Source organism: Pseudomonas putida (assembly GCF_028682175.1).
GTDB classification, from domain to species: Bacteria; Pseudomonadota; Gammaproteobacteria; order Pseudomonadales; family Pseudomonadaceae; genus Aquipseudomonas; species Aquipseudomonas putida_AD.
In genome coordinates this window covers 38,202-57,428 of sequence record NZ_JANHKS010000036.1, presented here as the reverse complement: position 1 = coordinate 57,428, position 19,227 = coordinate 38,202, and the positions used below count along the sequence as shown (strand labels likewise).

At 56.9% G+C, this 19,227-nt stretch carries 14 protein-coding genes and 4 tRNA genes; all 18 read left to right on the top strand.

Translation table 11 applies throughout. The features are described 5' to 3' along the window. Positions 1–539: 539 nt before the first annotated feature. On the top strand, positions 540–1,508 hold the full coding sequence (birA, locus tag NPS29_RS21415; protein ID WP_274134937.1) for a bifunctional biotin--[acetyl-CoA-carboxylase] ligase/biotin operon repressor BirA: 969 nt from the start codon (positions 540–542) through the stop codon (positions 1,506–1,508). Positions 1,509–1,574: 66 nt separating this feature from the next. Beyond that, positions 1,575–1,994 (top strand): hypothetical protein, encoded by a 420-nt coding sequence (locus NPS29_RS21410; RefSeq protein ID WP_274134936.1) that lies wholly within the window; start codon positions 1,575–1,577, stop codon positions 1,992–1,994. A gap of 141 nt (positions 1,995–2,135) precedes the next feature. Then, positions 2,136–2,220 (top strand) — tRNA-Tyr (locus NPS29_RS21405). Positions 2,221–2,246: 26 nt separating this feature from the next. Continuing rightward, positions 2,247–2,320 (top strand) — tRNA-Gly (locus tag NPS29_RS21400). 26 nt (positions 2,321–2,346) lie between these two features. Continuing rightward, a tRNA-Thr gene (locus NPS29_RS21395) sits at positions 2,347–2,422 on the top strand. Between the two features lie 187 nt (positions 2,423–2,609). Next, positions 2,610–2,685 (top strand) — tRNA-Trp (locus NPS29_RS21390). Positions 2,686–2,730: 45 nt separating this feature from the next. After that, the gene (gene secE, locus NPS29_RS21385) at positions 2,731–3,099 is read left to right on the top strand and encodes a preprotein translocase subunit SecE (RefSeq protein ID WP_081569200.1); all 369 of its coding nucleotides are present in this window, start codon (positions 2,731–2,733) and stop codon (positions 3,097–3,099) included. A 9-nt stretch (positions 3,100–3,108) separates the two neighbouring features. After that, on the top strand, positions 3,109–3,642 hold the full coding sequence (gene nusG / locus NPS29_RS21380; RefSeq protein ID WP_010443972.1) for a transcription termination/antitermination protein NusG: 534 nt from the start codon (positions 3,109–3,111) through the stop codon (positions 3,640–3,642). A 119-nt stretch (positions 3,643–3,761) separates the two neighbouring features. Continuing rightward, entirely contained in the window at positions 3,762–4,193 is a 432-nt protein-coding gene (gene rplK, locus NPS29_RS21375) for a 50S ribosomal protein L11 (RefSeq protein ID WP_007933726.1), read from the top strand. After that, on the top strand, positions 4,193–4,888 hold the full coding sequence (gene rplA, locus NPS29_RS21370) for a 50S ribosomal protein L1 (RefSeq protein ID WP_274134934.1): 696 nt from the start codon (positions 4,193–4,195) through the stop codon (positions 4,886–4,888). Before rplK ends, rplA begins: the two co-directional genes overlap by 1 nt. A 198-nt stretch (positions 4,889–5,086) precedes the next feature. Further along, complete coding sequence (gene rplJ / locus NPS29_RS21365; RefSeq protein WP_274134933.1) at positions 5,087–5,587, top strand: 50S ribosomal protein L10; 501 nt, start codon at positions 5,087–5,089, stop codon at positions 5,585–5,587. Between the two features lie 80 nt (positions 5,588–5,667). Beyond that, complete coding sequence (gene rplL, locus NPS29_RS21360; RefSeq protein ID WP_274134932.1) at positions 5,668–6,033, top strand: 50S ribosomal protein L7/L12; 366 nt, start codon at positions 5,668–5,670, stop codon at positions 6,031–6,033. A 218-nt stretch (positions 6,034–6,251) separates the two neighbouring features. Beyond that, entirely contained in the window at positions 6,252–10,325 is a 4,074-nt protein-coding gene (gene rpoB, locus NPS29_RS21355) for a DNA-directed RNA polymerase subunit beta (RefSeq protein WP_274134931.1), read from the top strand. A 62-nt stretch (positions 10,326–10,387) separates the two neighbouring features. Further along, positions 10,388–14,587 carry a DNA-directed RNA polymerase subunit beta' gene (gene rpoC, locus NPS29_RS21350; protein WP_274134930.1) on the top strand — a complete coding sequence of 1,400 codons (4,200 nt, stop codon included), beginning with the start codon at positions 10,388–10,390 and terminating at the stop codon, positions 14,585–14,587. A gap of 199 nt (positions 14,588–14,786) precedes the next feature. Next, positions 14,787–15,158: a 30S ribosomal protein S12 gene (gene rpsL / locus NPS29_RS21345; protein WP_003186084.1), complete on the top strand. Its 372-nt coding sequence runs from the start codon at positions 14,787–14,789 to the stop codon at positions 15,156–15,158. A gap of 115 nt (positions 15,159–15,273) precedes the next feature. Then, entirely contained in the window at positions 15,274–15,747 is a 474-nt protein-coding gene (rpsG, locus tag NPS29_RS21340; protein ID WP_007970418.1) for a 30S ribosomal protein S7, read from the top strand. Positions 15,748–15,777: 30 nt separating this feature from the next. Further along, entirely contained in the window at positions 15,778–17,907 is a 2,130-nt protein-coding gene (gene fusA, locus NPS29_RS21335; protein WP_274134929.1) for an elongation factor G, read from the top strand. A gap of 31 nt (positions 17,908–17,938) precedes the next feature. Then, positions 17,939–19,132 carry an elongation factor Tu gene (gene tuf, locus NPS29_RS21330; RefSeq protein ID WP_274134928.1) on the top strand — a complete coding sequence of 398 codons (1,194 nt, stop codon included), beginning with the start codon at positions 17,939–17,941 and terminating at the stop codon, positions 19,130–19,132. The last annotated feature ends 95 nt before the right edge of the window (positions 19,133–19,227 follow it).

Here is a 19,227-nt window from a genome sequence, read left to right as displayed (position 1 = left end):
TCATCGTCAAGATTAAATTCCAAAGCCCCAATCGCTGACGCGGTTGGGGTTTTGTTTTTGCGCCTGGAAAAGTTTTCCACCCTGACGCCGCCCTGTAGGAGCGCGCTTGCCCGCGACTGCGCCAGGACAAACACCACTGCGCCGCCTGACCCACCGCCATCGCGGGCAAGCGCGCTCCTACAGGGTGGCGCATATCCCGTAGCAGCACGGCTTGCCGGCGAGGCGATCTCGGGTCCGCCATCGTCTGAATGCGGCCCCTGACCCCTGTGGGAGCGGGCTCGCCCGCGAAGGCGTCATAACCGACACTGCAGCGCCGTCCGACCCACCGCCATCGCGGGCAAGCGCGCTCCTACAGGGTGGCGCATATCCCGTAGCAGCACGGCTTGCCGGCGGGAGCGGTGTGTCAGGCAACACACGTGTGCTGAACGCCACAAACCCGTAGGAGCGCGCTTGCCCGCGATAAGCCCCTCCCACCCGGATCCTATGCACCGGCAGCGCGCATGGCTATGATGCGACCCTCATAAACAGGCGTGAAACGAATGCGGACGTTGTTGAAGCTTCTTGGGGATGGTGAGTTTCACTCTGGCGAAGACCTTGGATCAGCGCTGGGAGTGAGCCGTAGCGCTGTCTGGAAAAGACTGCAGCAACTCCAGGCGGAAACCGGGATTGAAGTCCACAAGGTCCGGGGTCGCGGCTACCGCTTGGCTAGCCCACTGTTTCTACTCGATGAGCAGGTCCTCAATCGATCGCTGAACGAGTTAGGCTGGTCGACCCAGGTCTACGACAGTATCGACTCCACCAACGCCCAGGCGATGCGCCTGATCGATGGCGAGGTTGCGTTGCCAATCCTGGTGCTATCCGAGCAGCAGACGGCGGGCAGAGGCCGGCGTGGCCGCAAATGGGTGAGCCCTTTTGCCGAGAACGTCTATTACAGCCTGGTGATGCGCGTCGAGGGTGGCATGCGTCAGCTGGAGGGCTTGAGCCTTCTGGTGGGCCTGGCGGTGGTCAGCATGCTTCGCGAGCTGGGAATCGCTGATGCGGGTCTTAAGTGGCCTAATGACATCCTGGTGGGTAACCGCAAGCTGGCCGGCATCCTGCTGGAGCTTACGGGAGACCCGGCAGACGTCTGTCATGTGGTGATCGGCATAGGCATCAACGTCAACATGCGCTCGGCCGCCGAGGTGGATCAGGCCTGGACTTCAATGATGCAGCAGGTTGGCCAGCCACTGGACCGTAACCAGGTCGTGGCCTCCCTCAGCAGGCACCTCCACCGCTACCTGGGCGAACATCGTGAAAAGGGCTTTGGCGCCTTCCATGAAGAGTGGGAAGCCAATCACGCATGGCAGGGCAGGGCGGTCACGCTGCTGGCGGGTTCCACGGCCATTGAAGGCGTGGTGGTGGGGGTCGATACGGTCGGAGCGTTGAAGCTCAGGATCGGCGATCAGGTGCAGGTGTTCAGCGGTGGGGAGCTGAGCCTGAGATTGCGGGATGAATCAGCGAGCGGGTAAAGCCTGGCGCCTTGCGGACATGTCTTTGCCGGTGGCGTGTGATTGGGTAGTGCGGATGAGGATGTTATGCGTTGGGTATTTCTGTTACTGGTCATGTTGAACGGCTTCTACTACCTCTGGCATCAGCAGCAAGCGCCATTGCGGCCCAAGGAGGTCGCGCCATTGGCGCAGTTCAAGGGCAATCGCCAGGATATTCGCCTGCTGAGCGAATCGGGCGTGAGTTCGAGTGGCAATCTGCAGTGCCTGTATCTGGGCGGTGATATGCAGCCGAATCAGGCCAGGACCATCGAGCAGCGTCTGACGAGCCTGGATATTCAGACCCAGTTCGGCAAGCGCGTAGATGAGGCGGGGGCCGTTTATTGGTTGAAAGTCGAGCCCGAAAGCCGCCGTCTTATTGATGATGCGATGTTGCTCAGCCTGACCCAGGACTTCCCGCAATTAAAAAGTAAAATAATGTCGTGCGAGGGTGTTGCAACCGCAGGATAGTTTGCATAGAATGGCGCCCGCTTCGCAGTGCAGAGCAAATAGCCCTCACAGCGCAGCAAGCGTCAACGTTTGTAACCTCAAGATTTTATTGAGAAAAAGGTTGACAGAAGGGTGGCATGAGTTAATATGTCGCCTCGCTTAGGAGGGGTTCCCGAGCGGCCAAAGGGATCAGACTGTAAATCTGACGTCTACGACTTCGAAGGTTCGAATCCTTCCCCCTCCACCAAATTTCGAGCGTAAGCAGCATGCTCGGCGGGTATAGTTTAGTGGTAGAACCTCAGCCTTCCAAGCTGATGATGCGGGTTCGATTCCCGCTACCCGCTCCAAGTTTGCTGGTTGTGCAAAGTGTTTCGCTCTTGTAGCTCAGTTGGTAGAGCACACCCTTGGTAAGGGTGAGGTCAGCGGTTCAAATCCGCTCAAGAGCTCCATTTATAAAGGCAGATATGAAAGTATCTGCCTTTGTTTTAAGCGGTTGGTTGGGCCTAGTGTCGTGGCTTCAGGCCTGGGTTCAAGTGGTCGGTAGCGGTGGTTTGGAAGCGTCGAGAATCGACTTTCCGAATGGCTGTTGAAATCTTTCTGTCGGGCCAGCATAATGGTCGGCCTGATTTCGCTTTTAGGTCAGTAGCTCAATTGGCAGAGCGACGGTCTCCAAAACCGTAGGTTGGGGGTTCGATTCCCTCCTGACCTGCCAGATTCGCATAACGTATCTGGCTTTCTTTTCACAGGATTTTAGTAGATGAATCCAAAGGCTGAAGCCCCAGACTCCCGTTTTGATCTCGTGAAGTGGCTCGTTGTAGTCCTCCTGGTCGTGGTGGGTGTTGTCGGAAATCAATACTACTCGGCACAGCCAATCCTGTATCGCGTGCTCGCTTTGCTCGTGATCGCCGCTGTCGCAGCCTATGTAGGCCTGCAGACTGGCAAGGGCAAGGCTTTCTTCGTGTTGGCCAAGGAAGCTCGCGCTGAGATTCGTAAAGTTGTTTGGCCTACTCGTCAAGAAACTACCCAGACTACCCTGATCGTGGTGGCTGTGGTTCTGGTTATGGCGCTGCTGTTGTGGGGTCTTGATTCCCTGCTCGGCTGGCTTGTTTCCTTGATTGTTGGCTAAGGGTGTCCCGTGGCTAAGCGTTGGTACGTAGTGCATGCCTACTCGGGTTACGAGAAGCATGTTATGCGCTCTCTGATCGAGCGTGTAAAGCTGGCAGGCATGGAAGATGGTTTTGGCGAAATTCTGGTCCCTACCGAAGAAGTGGTAGAGATGCGTAACGGCCAGAAACGCAAAAGCGAACGTAAATTCTTCCCTGGTTATGTGCTTGTCCAGATGGACATGAATGAGGGTACTTGGCACTTGGTCAAGGACACTCCACGTGTCATGGGCTTCATCGGCGGTACGGCAGACAAGCCGGCACCGATCACCGATAAGGAAGCTGAGGCTATCCTGCGTCGCGTTGCCGACGGCAGTGACAAGCCCAAGCCCAAGACGCTGTTCGAGCCAGGCGAAGTGGTTCGCGTTACCGATGGTCCTTTCGCGGACTTCAACGGTACGGTCGAAGAAGTTAACTACGAAAAGAGCCGGATTCAGGTCGCAGTGCTCATTTTCGGTCGCTCTACTCCGGTAGAGCTCGAGTTCAGCCAGGTCGAAAAGGTCTAGCTGAGCGAGAAATCCCTTACCCCGCAGCCCTGGGCTGTGGGGTTTTGTCGTCACTGGGATAAACGCGCAAGTAACCGGGGAGCCTTTCGAGGCGTTCGAACCCGTAATTGGAGTGCCTCATGGCCAAGAAGATTACCGCTTACATCAAGCTTCAAGTGAAAGCCGCTCAGGCTAACCCAAGCCCGCCCGTCGGTCCTGCTCTGGGTCAGCACGGCGTGAACATCATGGAATTCTGCAAGGCCTTCAACGCCCGTACTCAGGGTCTTGAGCCAGGTCTGCCGACTCCAGTGATCATCACTGTATACAGCGACCGCAGCTTCACTTTTGAAACCAAAAGTACCCCTGCTTCGGTTCTGCTGAAAAAAGCAGCTGGCTTGACCAGCGGCTCGGCTCGTCCGAACACCGTCAAAGTTGGCACCGTTACCCGTGCTCAGCTGGAAGAAATCGCGAAAACCAAAAACGCGGATCTGACTGCTGCTGACATGGAAGCAGCCGTGCGTACCATCGCCGGTTCTGCTCGTAGCATGGGCCTTAACGTGGAGGGTGTGTAATGGCTAAGCTGACCAAACGCCAAAAGGCAATCGCTTCCAAGATTGAAGCTGGCAAGTCCTACAGCTTCAACGACGCGGCAGCTCTGCTGGCCGAACTGTCGACCGTCAAGTTCAGCGAGTCTTTCGACGTTGCTGTAAACCTCGGTGTTGACCCGCGTAAATCCGACCAGGTCGTTCGTAGCGCTACTGTGCTGCCACACGGCACTGGCAAGACCGTTCGCGTTGCTGTCTTCACCCAGGGTCCAGCTGCTGAAGCTGCTCTGGCTGCCGGCGCTGACCGCGTTGGTATGGACGACCTAGCTGCCGAAATGAAAGGCGGCGACCTGAACTATGACGTCGTCATTGCTTCCCCGGATGCAATGCGTGTTGTAGGTCAACTGGGTCAGGTTCTGGGTCCTCGCGGCCTGATGCCTAACCCGAAAGTCGGTACCGTTACTCCAGACGTAGCCACTGCGGTCAAGAACGCAAAAGCTGGTCAGGTTCGTTATCGCACCGACAAAAACGGCATCATTCACACTTCCGTAGGCAAAATCGGTTTCGACGCCGACAAGCTGCGTGAGAACGTTGAAGCCCTGATCGCTGATCTGAAGCGTATCAAGCCAGCTTCTTCGAAAGGTATCTACGTCAAGCGCGTTACCCTGAGCACCACTATGGGCCCAGGCCTGGTCATCGACCAGGGTTCGCTGAACGCGTAAGACTGGCCACGGTGCGGGTAACCGCACCGTCGCAAAAATTGGGGTCCCTGCGTTGCGGGGGCTATCCAAGACCGTAGGCGGCGCAAGTCTTAAACCACAAGCCTACGCAGATGGTGCTCCCGGTTCCTTACCGAATCAGACACCAAAACGACATCCGGCTCCGGCCAGATGAAACGGTAACATGCAGGAGTTAAACCCGTGGCAATTAAACTCGAAGACAAGAAGGCCATCGTCGCTGAAGTCAACGAGGCTGCCAAAGTCGCTCTGTCTGCTGTCGTGGCTGATGCCCGTGGCGTGACAGTAGGCGCGATGACCGGACTCCGTAAAGAGGCTCGTGAAGCTGGCGTATACGTACGTGTCGTACGTAACACCCTGCTCAAGCGCGCTGTTGCTGACACTGAATTCAGTGTCCTCAACGACGCCTTCACCGGCCCGACCCTGATCGCTTTCTCCAACCAACACCCGGGCGCTGCTGCCCGTCTGTTCAAAGAGTTCGCCAAGGGTCAGGACAAGTTCGAGATCAAGGCAGCTGCGTTTGATGGCAAGTTCCTTGCCGCTAACCAGATCGACGTGTTGGCTACCCTGCCGACCCGCGACGAAGCCATTGCAAAGCTGATGAGCGTGATCCAAGGCGCTACCAGCAAGCTGGCTCGTACCCTGGCAGCTATTCGCGACCAGAAAGAAGCTTCCGCTGCCTAAGGCACCGCAAGCACTTTCGAAATCATATGTTTAATTTGATGGTCGCGTAGGCCGTCACCCCCAATACAGGATATATAGTCATGTCTCTGACTAACGAGCAAATCATCGAAGCAATCGGCCAGAAAACCGTTCTGGAAGTTGTTGAGCTGATCAAAGCAATGGAAGAAACCTTCGGCGTGACCGCTGCTGTTGCCGCTGCTGGCCCAGCTGCTGCTGCCGCTGTTGTTGAAGAACAAACCGAGTTCAACGTTGTTCTGGTTGAAGCCGGCGAGAAGAAAGTCAACGTGATCAAGGCTGTTCGTGAACTGACAGGCCTGGGCCTGAAAGAAGCCAAAGAGAAAGTTGATACCGCTCCTCAGGTCGTTGCAGAAGGCGTTACTAAAGAAGCCGCTGCTGACGCCAAGAAGAAGCTGGAAGAAGCTGGCGCTAAAGTCGAAGTCAAGTAATTTCGACCTTGCGTCTCCAGCCCAAGCGTTGAGCGAACGGCTGATGGCTGGTGGCTTTTGCCACCGGCCTTTTTCCGTTATTGGCAGTCGATCAGGTCGACGCCGTAACGTGCTTCAACCACCGCGAATGGTGGCGCAAACCATGGGGTTTGCAAGATTTTCTGGCCGCTCCCGTCGGGGGAGGCCAAACAAGCAGGTGACCAAGCTGGGGAACGCTGATGGCTTACTCATACACTGAGAAAAAACGTATCCGCAAGGACTTTAGCAAGTTGCCGGACGTCATGGACGTACCGTACCTCTTGGCTATCCAGCTGGATTCGTATCGCGAATTCTTGCAGGCGGGCGCGACCAAGGACCAGTTCCGTGACGTCGGTCTGCATGCGGCCTTCAAATCCGTTTTCCCGATCATCAGCTACTCCGGCAACGCTGCTCTGGAGTACGTTGGCTATCGTCTGGGCGAACCGGCCTTTGATGTCAAGGAATGCGTGCTGCGCGGCGTGACGTACGCCGTACCTTTGCGGGTAAAAGTACGCCTGATCATTTTCGACAAAGAATCGTCGAACAAAGCGATCAAGGACATCAAAGAGCAAGAAGTCTACATGGGTGAAATCCCCCTGATGACTGAAAACGGTACCTTCGTTATCAACGGTACCGAGCGCGTTATCGTTTCCCAACTGCACCGTTCCCCGGGCGTGTTCTTCGACCACGACCGCGGCAAGACGCACAGCTCCGGCAAACTGCTGTACTCCGCTCGCATCATTCCTTACCGCGGTTCGTGGCTGGACTTCGAGTTCGATCCAAAGGACTGTGTATTCGTCCGTATCGACCGTCGTCGCAAGCTGCCTGCATCGGTTCTGCTGCGCGCACTCGGCTACACCACCGAAGAAGTGCTGGATGCGTTCTACACCACCAACGTCTTCCACGTTCATGGCGAAACCCTGAGCCTGGAACTGGTGCCTCAGCGCCTGCGTGGTGAAATTGCCGTTCTGGACATTCAGGATGACAAGGGCAAGGTGATCGTCGAGCAAGGCCGCCGTATTACCGCGCGCCACATCAACCAGCTCGAGAAAGCCGGCATCAAGGCCCTGGACGTTCCGCTGGACTACGTGATTGGCCGTACGACCGCCAAGGCGATCGTGCACCCGGCCACCGGCGAAATCATTGCCGAGTGCAACACCGAGCTGAACACCGAAATCCTGGCCAAGATTGCCAAGGCCCAGGTTGTCCGTATCGAAACGTTGTACACCAACGACATCGACTGCGGTCCGTTCATCTCCGACACCCTGAAGATCGATTCGACCGGCAACCAGCTGGAAGCCCTGGTCGAAATCTATCGCATGATGCGTCCTGGCGAGCCGCCAACCAAGGATGCTGCCGAGACCCTGTTCAACAACCTGTTCTTCAGCCCGGAGCGTTACGATCTGTCGGCTGTTGGCCGGATGAAGTTCAACCGTCGTATCGGTCGCACCGAAATCGAAGGTTCGGGCGTGCTGTGCAAGGAAGATATCGTTGCGGTCCTCAAGACCCTGGTCGATATCCGTAACGGCAAAGGCATCGTCGACGACATCGACCACCTGGGTAACCGTCGCGTCCGCTGCGTAGGCGAGATGGCCGAGAACCAGTTCCGCGTTGGCCTGGTACGTGTTGAGCGTGCGGTCAAAGAGCGTCTGTCGATGGCAGAAAGCGAAGGCCTGATGCCTCAGGACCTGATCAACGCCAAGCCGGTTGCTGCTGCGGTCAAGGAATTCTTCGGCTCCAGCCAGCTGTCGCAGTTCATGGACCAGAACAACCCGCTGTCCGAGATCACGCACAAGCGTCGTGTCTCCGCACTGGGCCCGGGCGGTCTGACCCGTGAGCGCGCAGGCTTCGAAGTTCGTGACGTACACCCGACGCACTACGGTCGTGTTTGCCCGATCGAAACGCCGGAAGGTCCGAACATCGGTCTGATCAACTCCCTGGCAGCGTACGCTCGCACCAACCAGTACGGCTTCCTGGAAAGCCCGTACCGCGTGGTGAAAGAGGGTGTGGTCACTGACGACATCGTTTTCCTGTCCGCCATTGAAGAAGCCGATCACGTGATCGCGCAGGCTTCGGCGACCATGAACGACAAGAAAGTGCTGATCGACGAGCTGGTAGCTGTTCGTCACCTGAACGAATTCACCGTCAAGGCGCCGGAAGACGTCACCCTGATGGACGTCTCGCCGAAGCAGGTTGTTTCGGTTGCAGCGTCGCTGATTCCGTTCCTCGAGCACGACGACGCCAACCGTGCGTTGATGGGTTCGAACATGCAGCGTCAGGCTGTACCGACCCTGCGTGCCGACAAGCCGCTGGTAGGTACCGGCATGGAGCGCAACGTTGCGCGTGACTCCGGTGTCTGTGTCGTTGCCCGTCGTGGCGGCGTGATCGACTCCGTTGACGCCAGCCGTATCGTGGTTCGTGTTGCCGATGACGAAGTTGAGCCGGGCGAAGCCGGTGTCGACATCTACAACCTGACCAAATACACCCGCTCGAACCAGAACACCTGCATCAACCAGCGTCCGCTGGTGAGCAAGGGTGATCGCGTTCAGCGCAGCGACATCATGGCCGACGGCCCGTCCACCGACATGGGTGAACTGGCTCTGGGTCAGAACATGCGCATCGCGTTCATGGCGTGGAACGGCTTCAACTTCGAAGACTCCATCTGCCTGTCCGAGCGTGTTGTTCAGGAAGACCGCTTCACCACGATCCACATTCAGGAACTGACCTGTGTGGCGCGTGATACCAAGCTGGGCCCAGAGGAAATCACCGCAGACATCCCGAACGTGGGTGAAGCTGCGCTGAACAAGCTGGACGAAGCCGGTATCGTTTACGTCGGTGCCGAAGTCGGCCCAGGCGACATTCTGGTGGGCAAGGTCACTCCGAAAGGCGAGACCCAGCTGACTCCGGAAGAAAAACTGCTGCGTGCGATCTTCGGTGAAAAAGCCAGCGACGTTAAAGACACCTCCCTGCGCGTGCCTACTGGCACCAAAGGTACTGTCATCGACGTACAGGTCTTCACCCGTGACGGCGTAGAGCGCGACTCCCGCGCCCTGTCCATCGAGAAGAGCCAGCTGGACGAGATCCGCAAGGACCTGAACGAAGAGTTCCGCATCGTCGAAGGCGCAACCTTCGAGCGTCTGCGTTCGGCTCTGGTCGGTCAGATCGCTGAAGGTGGTGCTGGCCTGAAGAAAGGTCAGGAAATCACCAACGAAGTGCTCGACGGTCTGGAACACGGTCAGTGGTTCAAGCTGCGCATGGTCGAAGATGCTCTGAACGAGCAACTCGAGCGCGCTCAGGCTTACATCGTCGATCGCCGCCGTCTGCTGGACGACAAGTTCGAAGACAAGAAGCGCAAACTGCAGCAAGGCGATGACCTGGCTCCAGGCGTGCTGAAAATCGTCAAGGTCTACCTTGCCATTCGTCGCCGCATCCAGCCGGGCGACAAAATGGCCGGTCGCCACGGTAACAAGGGTGTGGTCTCCGTGATCATGCCGGTTGAAGACATGCCACACGATGCCAACGGCACACCTGTGGATATCGTCCTCAACCCGTTGGGTGTACCTTCGCGTATGAACGTTGGTCAGATTCTCGAAACTCACCTGGGCCTCGCGGCCAAAGGTCTGGGCGAGAAGATCAACCGCATGCTCGAAGAGCAGCGCAAAGTGGTTGAACTGCGCAAGTTCATGAACGAGATCTACAACGAGATCGGTGGCCGTCAGGAAAGCATCGACGACCTGACCGATCAGGAAGTTCTGGATCTGGCGCAGAACCTGCGTGGCGGCGTTCCAATGGCTACCCCGGTATTCGACGGTGCCAAGGAAAGCGAAATCAAGGCGATGCTGCGCCTGGCGGACATGCCGGACAGTGGCCAGATGCAACTGTTCGACGGTCGTACCGGCAACAAGTTCGAGCGTCCGGTAACTGTTGGCTACATGTACATGCTGAAGCTGAACCACTTGGTGGACGACAAGATGCATGCGCGTTCCACTGGTTCTTACAGCCTGGTCACCCAGCAGCCGCTGGGTGGTAAGGCACAGTTCGGTGGTCAGCGTTTCGGGGAGATGGAGGTCTGGGCGCTGGAAGCATACGGCGCGGCTTACACTCTGCAAGAAATGCTCACAGTGAAGTCGGACGATGTGAACGGTCGTACCAAGATGTACAAAAACATCGTGGACGGCGATCACCGTATGGAGCCGGGCATGCCCGAGTCCTTCAACGTGTTGATCAAAGAAATCCGTTCGCTCGGTATCGATATCGATCTGGAAACCGAATAACACGTGACGCGATCGAGAGTGGGTCGGTTTGACCACTCTCTGCTCCGCCAGGAGGAAAGGCCTTGAAAGACCTACTGAATTTGCTGAAAAACCAGGGTCAAGTCGAAGAGTTCGACGCCATCCGTATCGGATTGGCCTCGCCTGAGATGATCCGTTCGTGGTCGTTCGGTGAAGTTAAAAAGCCGGAAACCATCAACTACCGTACGTTCAAGCCTGAGCGTGACGGCTTGTTCTGCGCCAAGATCTTTGGCCCGGTCAAGGATTACGAGTGCCTGTGCGGTAAGTACAAGCGCTTGAAGCATCGTGGCGTGATCTGCGAGAAGTGCGGCGTTGAAGTTGCACTGGCCAAGGTCCGTCGTGAGCGCATGGCTCACATCGAACTGGCTTCGCCGGTTGCCCACATCTGGTTCCTGAAATCGCTGCCGTCCCGTATCGGCCTGCTGATGGACATGACCCTGCGTGATATCGAGCGCGTTCTCTACTTCGAGAGCTATGTCGTTATCGATCCAGGCATGACCACCCTTGAGAAAGGTCAGCTGCTGAACGACGAGCAGTACTTCGAAGCCCTCGAAGAGTTCGGTGACGACTTCGACGCCCGCATGGGTGCCGAGGCTGTCCGCGAGCTGCTGCACGCTATCGATCTGGAGCACGAGATTGGCCGTCTGCGCGAAGAGATTCCGCAAACCAACTCCGAAACCAAGATCAAGAAGCTGTCCAAGCGCCTGAAGTTGATGGAAGCCTTCCAGGGTTCCGGCAACCTGCCTGAGTGGATGGTGTTGACCGTTCTGCCGGTTCTGCCGCCAGACCTGCGTCCACTGGTTCCGCTGGATGGCGGTCGCTTCGCGACTTCCGACCTCAACGATCTGTATCGTCGAGTGATCAACCGTAACAACCGTTTGAAGCGCCTGCTTGACCTGTCCGCTCCGGACATCATCGTGCGCAACGAAAAACGCATGCTGCAGGAAGCTGTGGATGCGCTGCTCGACAACGGTCGCCGCGGTCGCGCCATCACCGGTTCCAACAAGCGTCCTCTGAAATCCCTGGCCGACATGATCAAGGGTAAGCAGGGTCGTTTCCGTCAGAACTTGCTCGGTAAGCGCGTTGACTACTCGGGTCGTTCGGTAATTACCGTAGGTCCGACCCTGCGTCTGCACCAATGCGGTCTGCCGAAGAAGATGGCTCTTGAGCTGTTCAAGCCGTTCATTTTCGGCAAGCTGGAAATGCGTGGTCTGGCGACCACCATCAAGGCTGCCAAGAAGATGGTCGAGCGCGAGCTGCCAGAGGTCTGGGACGTTCTCGCCGAAGTGATTCGCGAACACCCAGTGCTGCTCAACCGTGCACCGACCCTTCACCGTCTGGGTATCCAGGCGTTTGAACCGGTACTGATCGAAGGCAAGGCTATCCAGCTGCACCCTCTGGTCTGTGCTGCGTACAACGCCGACTTCGACGGCGACCAGATGGCGGTCCACGTACCGCTGACCCTGGAAGCCCAGCTCGAAGCCCGTGCGCTGATGATGTCGACCAACAACATCCTGTCGCCAGCCAACGGTGAGCCAATCATCGTTCCGTCGCAGGACGTTGTACTGGGTCTGTACTACATGACCCGTGAAGCGATTAACGCCAAGGGCGAAGGTCGCGTGTTCGCGGACCTGCAGGAAGTCGACCGCGTATTCCGCGCCGGCGAAGCTGCACTGCACGCCAAGATCAAGGTTCGTATCAACGAAACCGTGAACGACCGTGATGGCGGCAGCGTCAAGAACACCCGTATCGTCGACACCACTGTCGGCCGTGCGCTGCTGTTCCAGGTGGTCCCGGCCGGCCTGTCTTACGACGTGGTCAACCAGCCGATGAAGAAGAAGGCGATCTCCAAGCTGATCAACCAGTGCTACCGCGTGGTTGGTCTGAAAGAGACCGTGATCTTCGCTGACCAACTGATGTACACCGGTTTTGCCTACTCGACGATCTCGGGTGTTTCCATCGGCGTTAACGACTTCGTTATCCCTGATGAAAAAGCTCGCATCATCGATGCCGCAACCGACGAAGTGAAAGAGATTGAAAGCCAGTATGCATCCGGCCTGGTAACCCAGGGCGAGAAGTACAACAAGGTGATCGACCTCTGGTCCAAGGCGAACGACGAAGTCTCCAAGGCGATGATGTCCAACCTCTCGAAAGAGAAGGTTGTCGACCGTCACGGCGAGACCGTGGACCAGGAATCGTTCAACTCGATGTACATGATGGCCGACTCGGGTGCGCGGGGTTCCGCAGCACAGATTCGTCAGCTGGCCGGTATGCGTGGTCTGATGGCCAAGCCGGACGGCTCGATCATCGAGACGCCGATCACTGCGAACTTCCGTGAAGGTCTGAGCGTACTCCAGTACTTCATCTCGACTCACGGTGCTCGTAAGGGTCTTGCGGATACCGCATTGAAAACTGCGAACTCCGGTTACCTGACTCGTCGTCTGGTAGACGTTGCGCAGGATCTGGTCGTGACCGAGATCGACTGCGGGACCGAACAGGGCCTGCTGATGACTCCGCACATCGAAGGCGGCGACGTTGTCGAGCCTCTGGGTGAGCGCGTACTGGGCCGTGTTATCGCCCGTGACGTGTTCAAGCCGGGCACCGAAGACGTCATCGTTCCTGCCGGTACGCTGGTAGACGAGAAGTGGGTCGAGTTCATCGAGCTGAACAGCATCGACGAAGTGATCGTGCGTTCGCCGATCAGCTGCGAAACCCGCTACGGCATCTGCGCCAAGTGCTACGGTCGCGATCTGGCCCGTGGTCACCAGGTGAACATCGGTGAAGCTGTCGGCGTTATCGCTGCACAGTCGATCGGTGAGCCGGGTACCCAGCTGACCATGCGTACGTTCCACATCGGTGGTGCGGCAAGCCGTACTTCGGCAGCGGACAGCGTTCAGGTCAAGAACGGCGGTATCGTTCGCCTGCACAACCTGAAGCACGTCGAGCGTGCCGACGGCAACCTGGTCGCGGTCTCGCGTTCCGGTGAGCTGGCGATTGCCGACGAATTCGGTCGTGAGCGTGAGCGTTACAAACTGCCTTACGGTGCAGTGATTTCGGTCAAGGAAGGTGACAAGGTCGACGCTGGCTCCATCGTGGCCAAGTGGGACCCGCACACTCACCCGATCGTTACCGAAATGAAAGGTACCGTGACCTACGTGGGCATGGAAGAAGGTATTACGATCAAGCGCCAGACCGACGAACTGACCGGTCTGACCAACATCGAAGTACTGGACGCCAAAGACCGTCCTGCAGCCGGCAAGGACATTCGTCCTGCGGTCAAGATGGTCGGCATCGATGGCAAGGATCTGCTGCTGCCAGGTACTGACGTACCGGCCCAGTACTTCCTGCCGGCGAACGCCCTGGTTGGTATCGCGGACGGTGCTCAGGTGGGCGTGGGTGATGTTCTTGCCCGTATCCCGCAAGAGACTTCCAAGACCCGTGACATCACCGGTGGTCTGCCACGCGTTGCCGACCTGTTCGAAGCGCGTCGTCCGAAGGAAGCGTCGATCCTGGCGGAAGTCAGCGGTACGATCGCCTTCGGTAAAGAGACCAAAGGCAAGCGTCGCCTGGTGATTACACCGAACGATGGCAGCGATCCGTACGAAGAGCTGATCCCGAAATGGCGTCACCTGAACGTCTTCGAAGGTGAGCAAGTGAACCGTGGTGAGGTTATCTCCGACGGTCCGAGCGATCCGCACGACATCCTGCGTCTGCTGGGTGTCAGCGCGCTGGCGAAATACATCGTCAACGAGATTCAGGACGTTTACCGCCTGCAGGGCGTGAAGATCAACGACAAGCACATCGAAACGATCCTTCGTCAGATGCTGCGTAAAGTCGAGATCTCCGAGTCCGGTGATTCGAGCTTCATCAAGGGCGACCAGATGGAACTCACTCACGTACTGGTCGAGAACGAGCGTCTGGCACAGGATGAGAAATTCGTTTCGAAATTCACTCGTGTGCTGCTCGGTATCACCAAGGCGTCGTTGTCGACCGAATCGTTCATCTCGGCGGCCTCCTTCCAGGAGACCACTCGCGTACTGACCGAGGCGGCGGTAACCGGCAAGCGCGACTACCTGCGCGGCCTGAAAGAAAACGTGGTCGTGGGTCGTCTGATCCCGGCCGGTACCGGTCTTGCCTATCACAGCGAGCGCAAGCGTCGCCGTGATGCCGACAAACCTCTGCGTGTGAGCGCGAGCGAAGTCGAAGCGGCCCTGACTGAAGCGTTGAACTCAAGCAGTAATTGAGACCAGTGCCCCGGATCTCATGCTCAACCTCTCCTGGTCCCGGACCAGGGGAGGAGGGTATGCGACTCGGGGCGCTGTCTTGACTGGGGACAGGATCCTCTTTAGACTCTTGTACCCCAAAATCTGGCGGGACTCGCGTCCTGCCATTTTGCTTTTCTTGCAAGACAATAGCGTCGCAAGACAACAGTGGAGCTAGTAGATGGCAACTATCAACCAGCTGGTACGTCAGCCGCGTAAGCGTATCGTCGAGAAATCCGACGTACCTGCGCTGCAGAACTGCCCGCAACGTCGTGGCGTGTGCACCCGTGTGTACACCACCACGCCGAAAAAACCTAACTCGGCACTGCGTAAAGTATGCCGTGTGCGTCTGACCAACGGTTTCGAGGTTTCCTCGTACATCGGCGGTGAAGGCCACAACCTGCAAGAGCACAGCGTCGTCCTGATTCGTGGCGGCCGTGTAAAAGACTTGCCAGGTGTTCGTTACCACACCGTTCGCGGTTCGTTGGATACTTCCGGCGTCAAAGGTCGTAACCAGGGTCGTTCGAAATACGGTACCAAGCGTCCGAAGTAATTCGCGCCGTTTGCAGTTGTTTCTAAAATTTATTGTGTCGATAAGAGTAAGGTCGGGCACCGCGCTTTTCAGCGTTATGTCCCGAGCGAACCTGAAGACCGTTTGAGGGCTTATCATGCCAAGACGTCGCGTAGCAGCAAAACGTGAGATTCTTGACGATCCGAAGTACGGATCCCAGATTCTCGCCAAGTTCATGAACCACGTGATGGAAAGCGGCAAGAAAGCCGTTGCCGAACGTATCGTTTACGGTGCCCTGGACACAGTCAAGGCTCGTAAGGCTGGTACCGATCCCCTGGAACTCTTCGAAAAAGCACTCGACGCCATCGCTCCGCTGGTCGAAGTGAAGTCGCGCCGTGTAGGCGGTGCTACTTACCAGGTTCCGGTCGAAGTTCGTCCATCCCGTCGTAATGCTCTGGCAATGCGTTGGCTGGTAGACTTCGCGCGCAAGCGCGGTGAGAAATCCATGGCTCTGCGCTTGGCTGGCGAACTGCTGGATGCTGCTGAAGGTAAAGGTGCTGCGGTCAAGAAGCGTGAAGACGTGCACCGTATGGCTGAAGCCAACAAGGCTTTCTCGCACTACCGCTTCTAATTCCAGCGTCACTAATTTTGCGAGGGCTTTATGGCTCGTACTACTCCGATTAACCGCTACCGTAACATTGGTATCGTTGCTCACGTGGATGCTGGTAAAACCACCACCACCGAGCGCGTCCTTTTTTACACCGGCGTAAACCACAAAATGGGCGAGGTGCATGATGGCGCCGCGACCATGGACTGGATGGTGCAGGAGCAGGAGCGTGGTATTACCATTACTTCTGCTGCGACCACTGCTTTCTGGCAGGGTTCTGTCAAGCAGCACAAAGACCGCTATCGCTTCAACATCATCGATACCCCGGGCCACGTTGACTTCACCATCGAAGTAGAGCGCTCGCTGCGCGTACTCGACGGCGCCGTCGTTGTGTTCTGTGGTACTTCGGGTGTTGAGCCGCAGTCGGAAACCGTATGGCGTCAAGCCAACAAGTACGGCGTTCCACGTCTTGTTTACGTAAACAAGATGGACCGTGCCGGTGCAAACTTCCTGCGCGTCGTCGACCAGATCAAGAAGCGCCTGGGTCACACCCCGGTGCCGATTCAGCTGGCAATCGGTTCGGAAGACAACTTCCAGGGCCAGATCGACCTGATGACCATGGAAGCGGTTTACTGGGATGATGCCGACAAGGGTATGACCCCTCGTCGTGAAGCTATCCCTGCCGAGTTGCAAGAGCTGGCCGAAGAGTGGCGCAGCAACATGGTTGAGGCAGCTGCCGAAGCCAACGAAGACCTGATGAACAAGTACCTGGAAGGTGAAGAGCTGTCGATCGAAGAGATCAAGGCTGCTCTGCGCCAACGTACTATCGCCGGCGAAATCGTTCTGGCTGTTTGCGGTTCTTCGTTCAAGAACAAAGGTGTTCCGCTGGTTCTCGACGCCGTCGTCGACTACCTGCCAGCGCCTGTCGAGATTCCTGCGATCAAGGGTATCAACCCGGACGACAAGGAACTGGACAAGGACGATCCGGCCGTTCGTCACGACGAGCGTCACGCAGACGACAACGAGCCGTTCTCGGCTCTGGCGTTCAAGATTGCGACCGACCCGTTCGTGGGTTCGATCACCTTCGTGCGCGTCTACTCGGGTGCTCTGAACTCCGGTGACTCGGTTCTGAACTCGGTGAAAGGCAAGAAAGAGCGTGTGGGCCGTATGGTTCAGATGCATGCCAACACCCGTGAAGAAATCAAGGAAGTACTGGCTGGTGACATCGCTGCCCTGATCGGCATGAAAGATGTGACCACTGGTGAAACCCTGTGCGCACTGGATAAGCCAATTATCCTTGAGCGTATGGACTTCCCTGAGCCGGTGATCTCGGTTGCTGTTGAGCCGAAGACCAAAGACGACCAGGAAAAAATGGGTATCGCTCTGAGCAAGCTGGCTCAGGAAGACCCTTCTTTCCGCGTCAAAACCGACGAAGAGACTGGTCAAACGATCATCTCGGGTATGGGTGAGTTGCACCTGGACATCCTGGTAGACCGGATGCGCCGTGAGTTCAACGTCGAAGCCAACATCGGTAAACCGCAGGTTTCTTACCGTGAGAAGATCACTAAGAACTGCGAGATCGAAGGCAAGTTCGTTCGTCAGTCCGGCGGTCGTGGCCAGTTTGGTCACTGCTGGATCCGTTTTGCACCTGCTGACGAAGGTCAGGAAGGTCTGCAATTCGTAAACGAAGTGGTTGGTGGTGTTGTTCCTAAGGAATACATTCCTGCCATCCAGAAAGGCATTGAAGAGCAGATGAAGAACGGTGTTGTTGCCGGCTATCCGCTCATCGGCCTGAAGGCTACCGTCTTTGACGGTTCTTACCACGACGTCGACTCCAACGAGATGGCGTTCAAGGTGGCTGCCTCCATGGCGACCAAGCAACTTGCCTCCAAAGGTGGCGGTGTGGTGCTTGAGCCGATCATGAAGGTAGAAGTTGTAACACCTGAGGACTACATGGGTGACGTGATGGGTGACCTGAACCGTCGTCGTGGTCTGATCCAGGGTATGGAAGATTCGGTTTCCGGCAAGGTTATCCGTGCCGAGGTTCCGTTGGGTGAGATGTTCGGTTATGCGACCGACGTTCGCTCCATGTCTCAGGGTCGCGCGAGCTACTCTATGGAATTCTCCAAATACTCCGAAGCTCCGTCGAACGTCGTCGAAGCTATCGTTAAAAAACAAGGCTGATTCAGCCCCTTTAGGCTAGGAGTTCACTGTCGTGGCTAAAGAAAAATTTGAACGTAACAAACCGCACGTCAACGTTGGCACCATCGGTCACGTTGACCACGGTAAAACCACTCTGACCGCTGCTCTGACCCGTGTTTGCTCCGAAGTTTTCGGTTCGGCTCGCGTTGACTTCGACAAGATCGACAGCGCTCCAGAAGAGAAAGCTCGTGGTATCACCATCAACACTGCACACGTAGAGTACGACTCCAACGTCCGTCACTACGCGCACGTTGACTGCCCAGGTCACGCCGACTACGTCAAAAACATGATCACCGGTGCTGCCCAGATGGACGGCGCGATCCTGGTTTGCTCGGCTGCCGATGGTCCGATGCCACAAACTCGTGAGCACATCCTGCTGTCCCGTCAGGTTGGCGTTCCGTACATCGTGGTCTTCCTGAACAAGGCTGACCTGGTAGACGACGCTGAGCTGCTGGAACTGGTTGAAATGGAAGTCCGCGACCTGCTGACTACCTACGACTTCCCAGGCGACGACACTCCGATCATCATCGGTTCGGCTCGTATGGCTCTGGACGGTCTCGACGATAACGAGATGGGCACCACTGCCGTCAAGAAACTGGTTGAAACCCTGGACAGCTACATCCCAGAACCAGTTCGTGCTATCGACAAGCCGTTCCTGATGCCAATCGAAGACGTATTCTCGATCTCGGGTCGCGGTACTGTTGTAACTGGTCGTGTTGAGCGTGGCATCGTTCGCATCCAGGAAGAAGTCGAGATCGTGGGTCTGCGTGACACCACCAAGACTACTTGCACCGGCGTTGAGATGTTCCGCAAGCTGCTGGACGAAGGTCGTGCTGGCGAGAACTGCGGCGTTCTGCTGCGCGGCACCAAGCGTGACGACGTTGAGCGTGGTCAGGTTCTGGTCAAGCCAGGCAGCGTCAAGCCTCACACTCAGTTCGAAGCTGAAATCTACGTTCTGAGCAAGGAAGAAGGCGGTCGTCACACTCCGTTCTTCAAAGGCTACCGTCCACAGTTCTACTTCCGTACTACCGACGTAACTGGTAGCTGCGAACTGCCGGAAGGCACCGAAATGGTTATGCCAGGTGACAACGTTAAAGTTTCCGTCACTCTGATCAAGCCAATCGCAATGGAAGACGGCCTGCGTTTCGCCATCCGTGAAGGCGGTCGTACCGTCGGCGCTGGTGTCGTAGCCAAAATCATCGCCTAAGCGTTGATTTGCCAAAAAAGCCCCCGCCCTGCGGGGGCTTTTTTATTGGGTTGACACCCTGATTCGTCGTCTATAGAATTGCGCCTCCTTTTAAC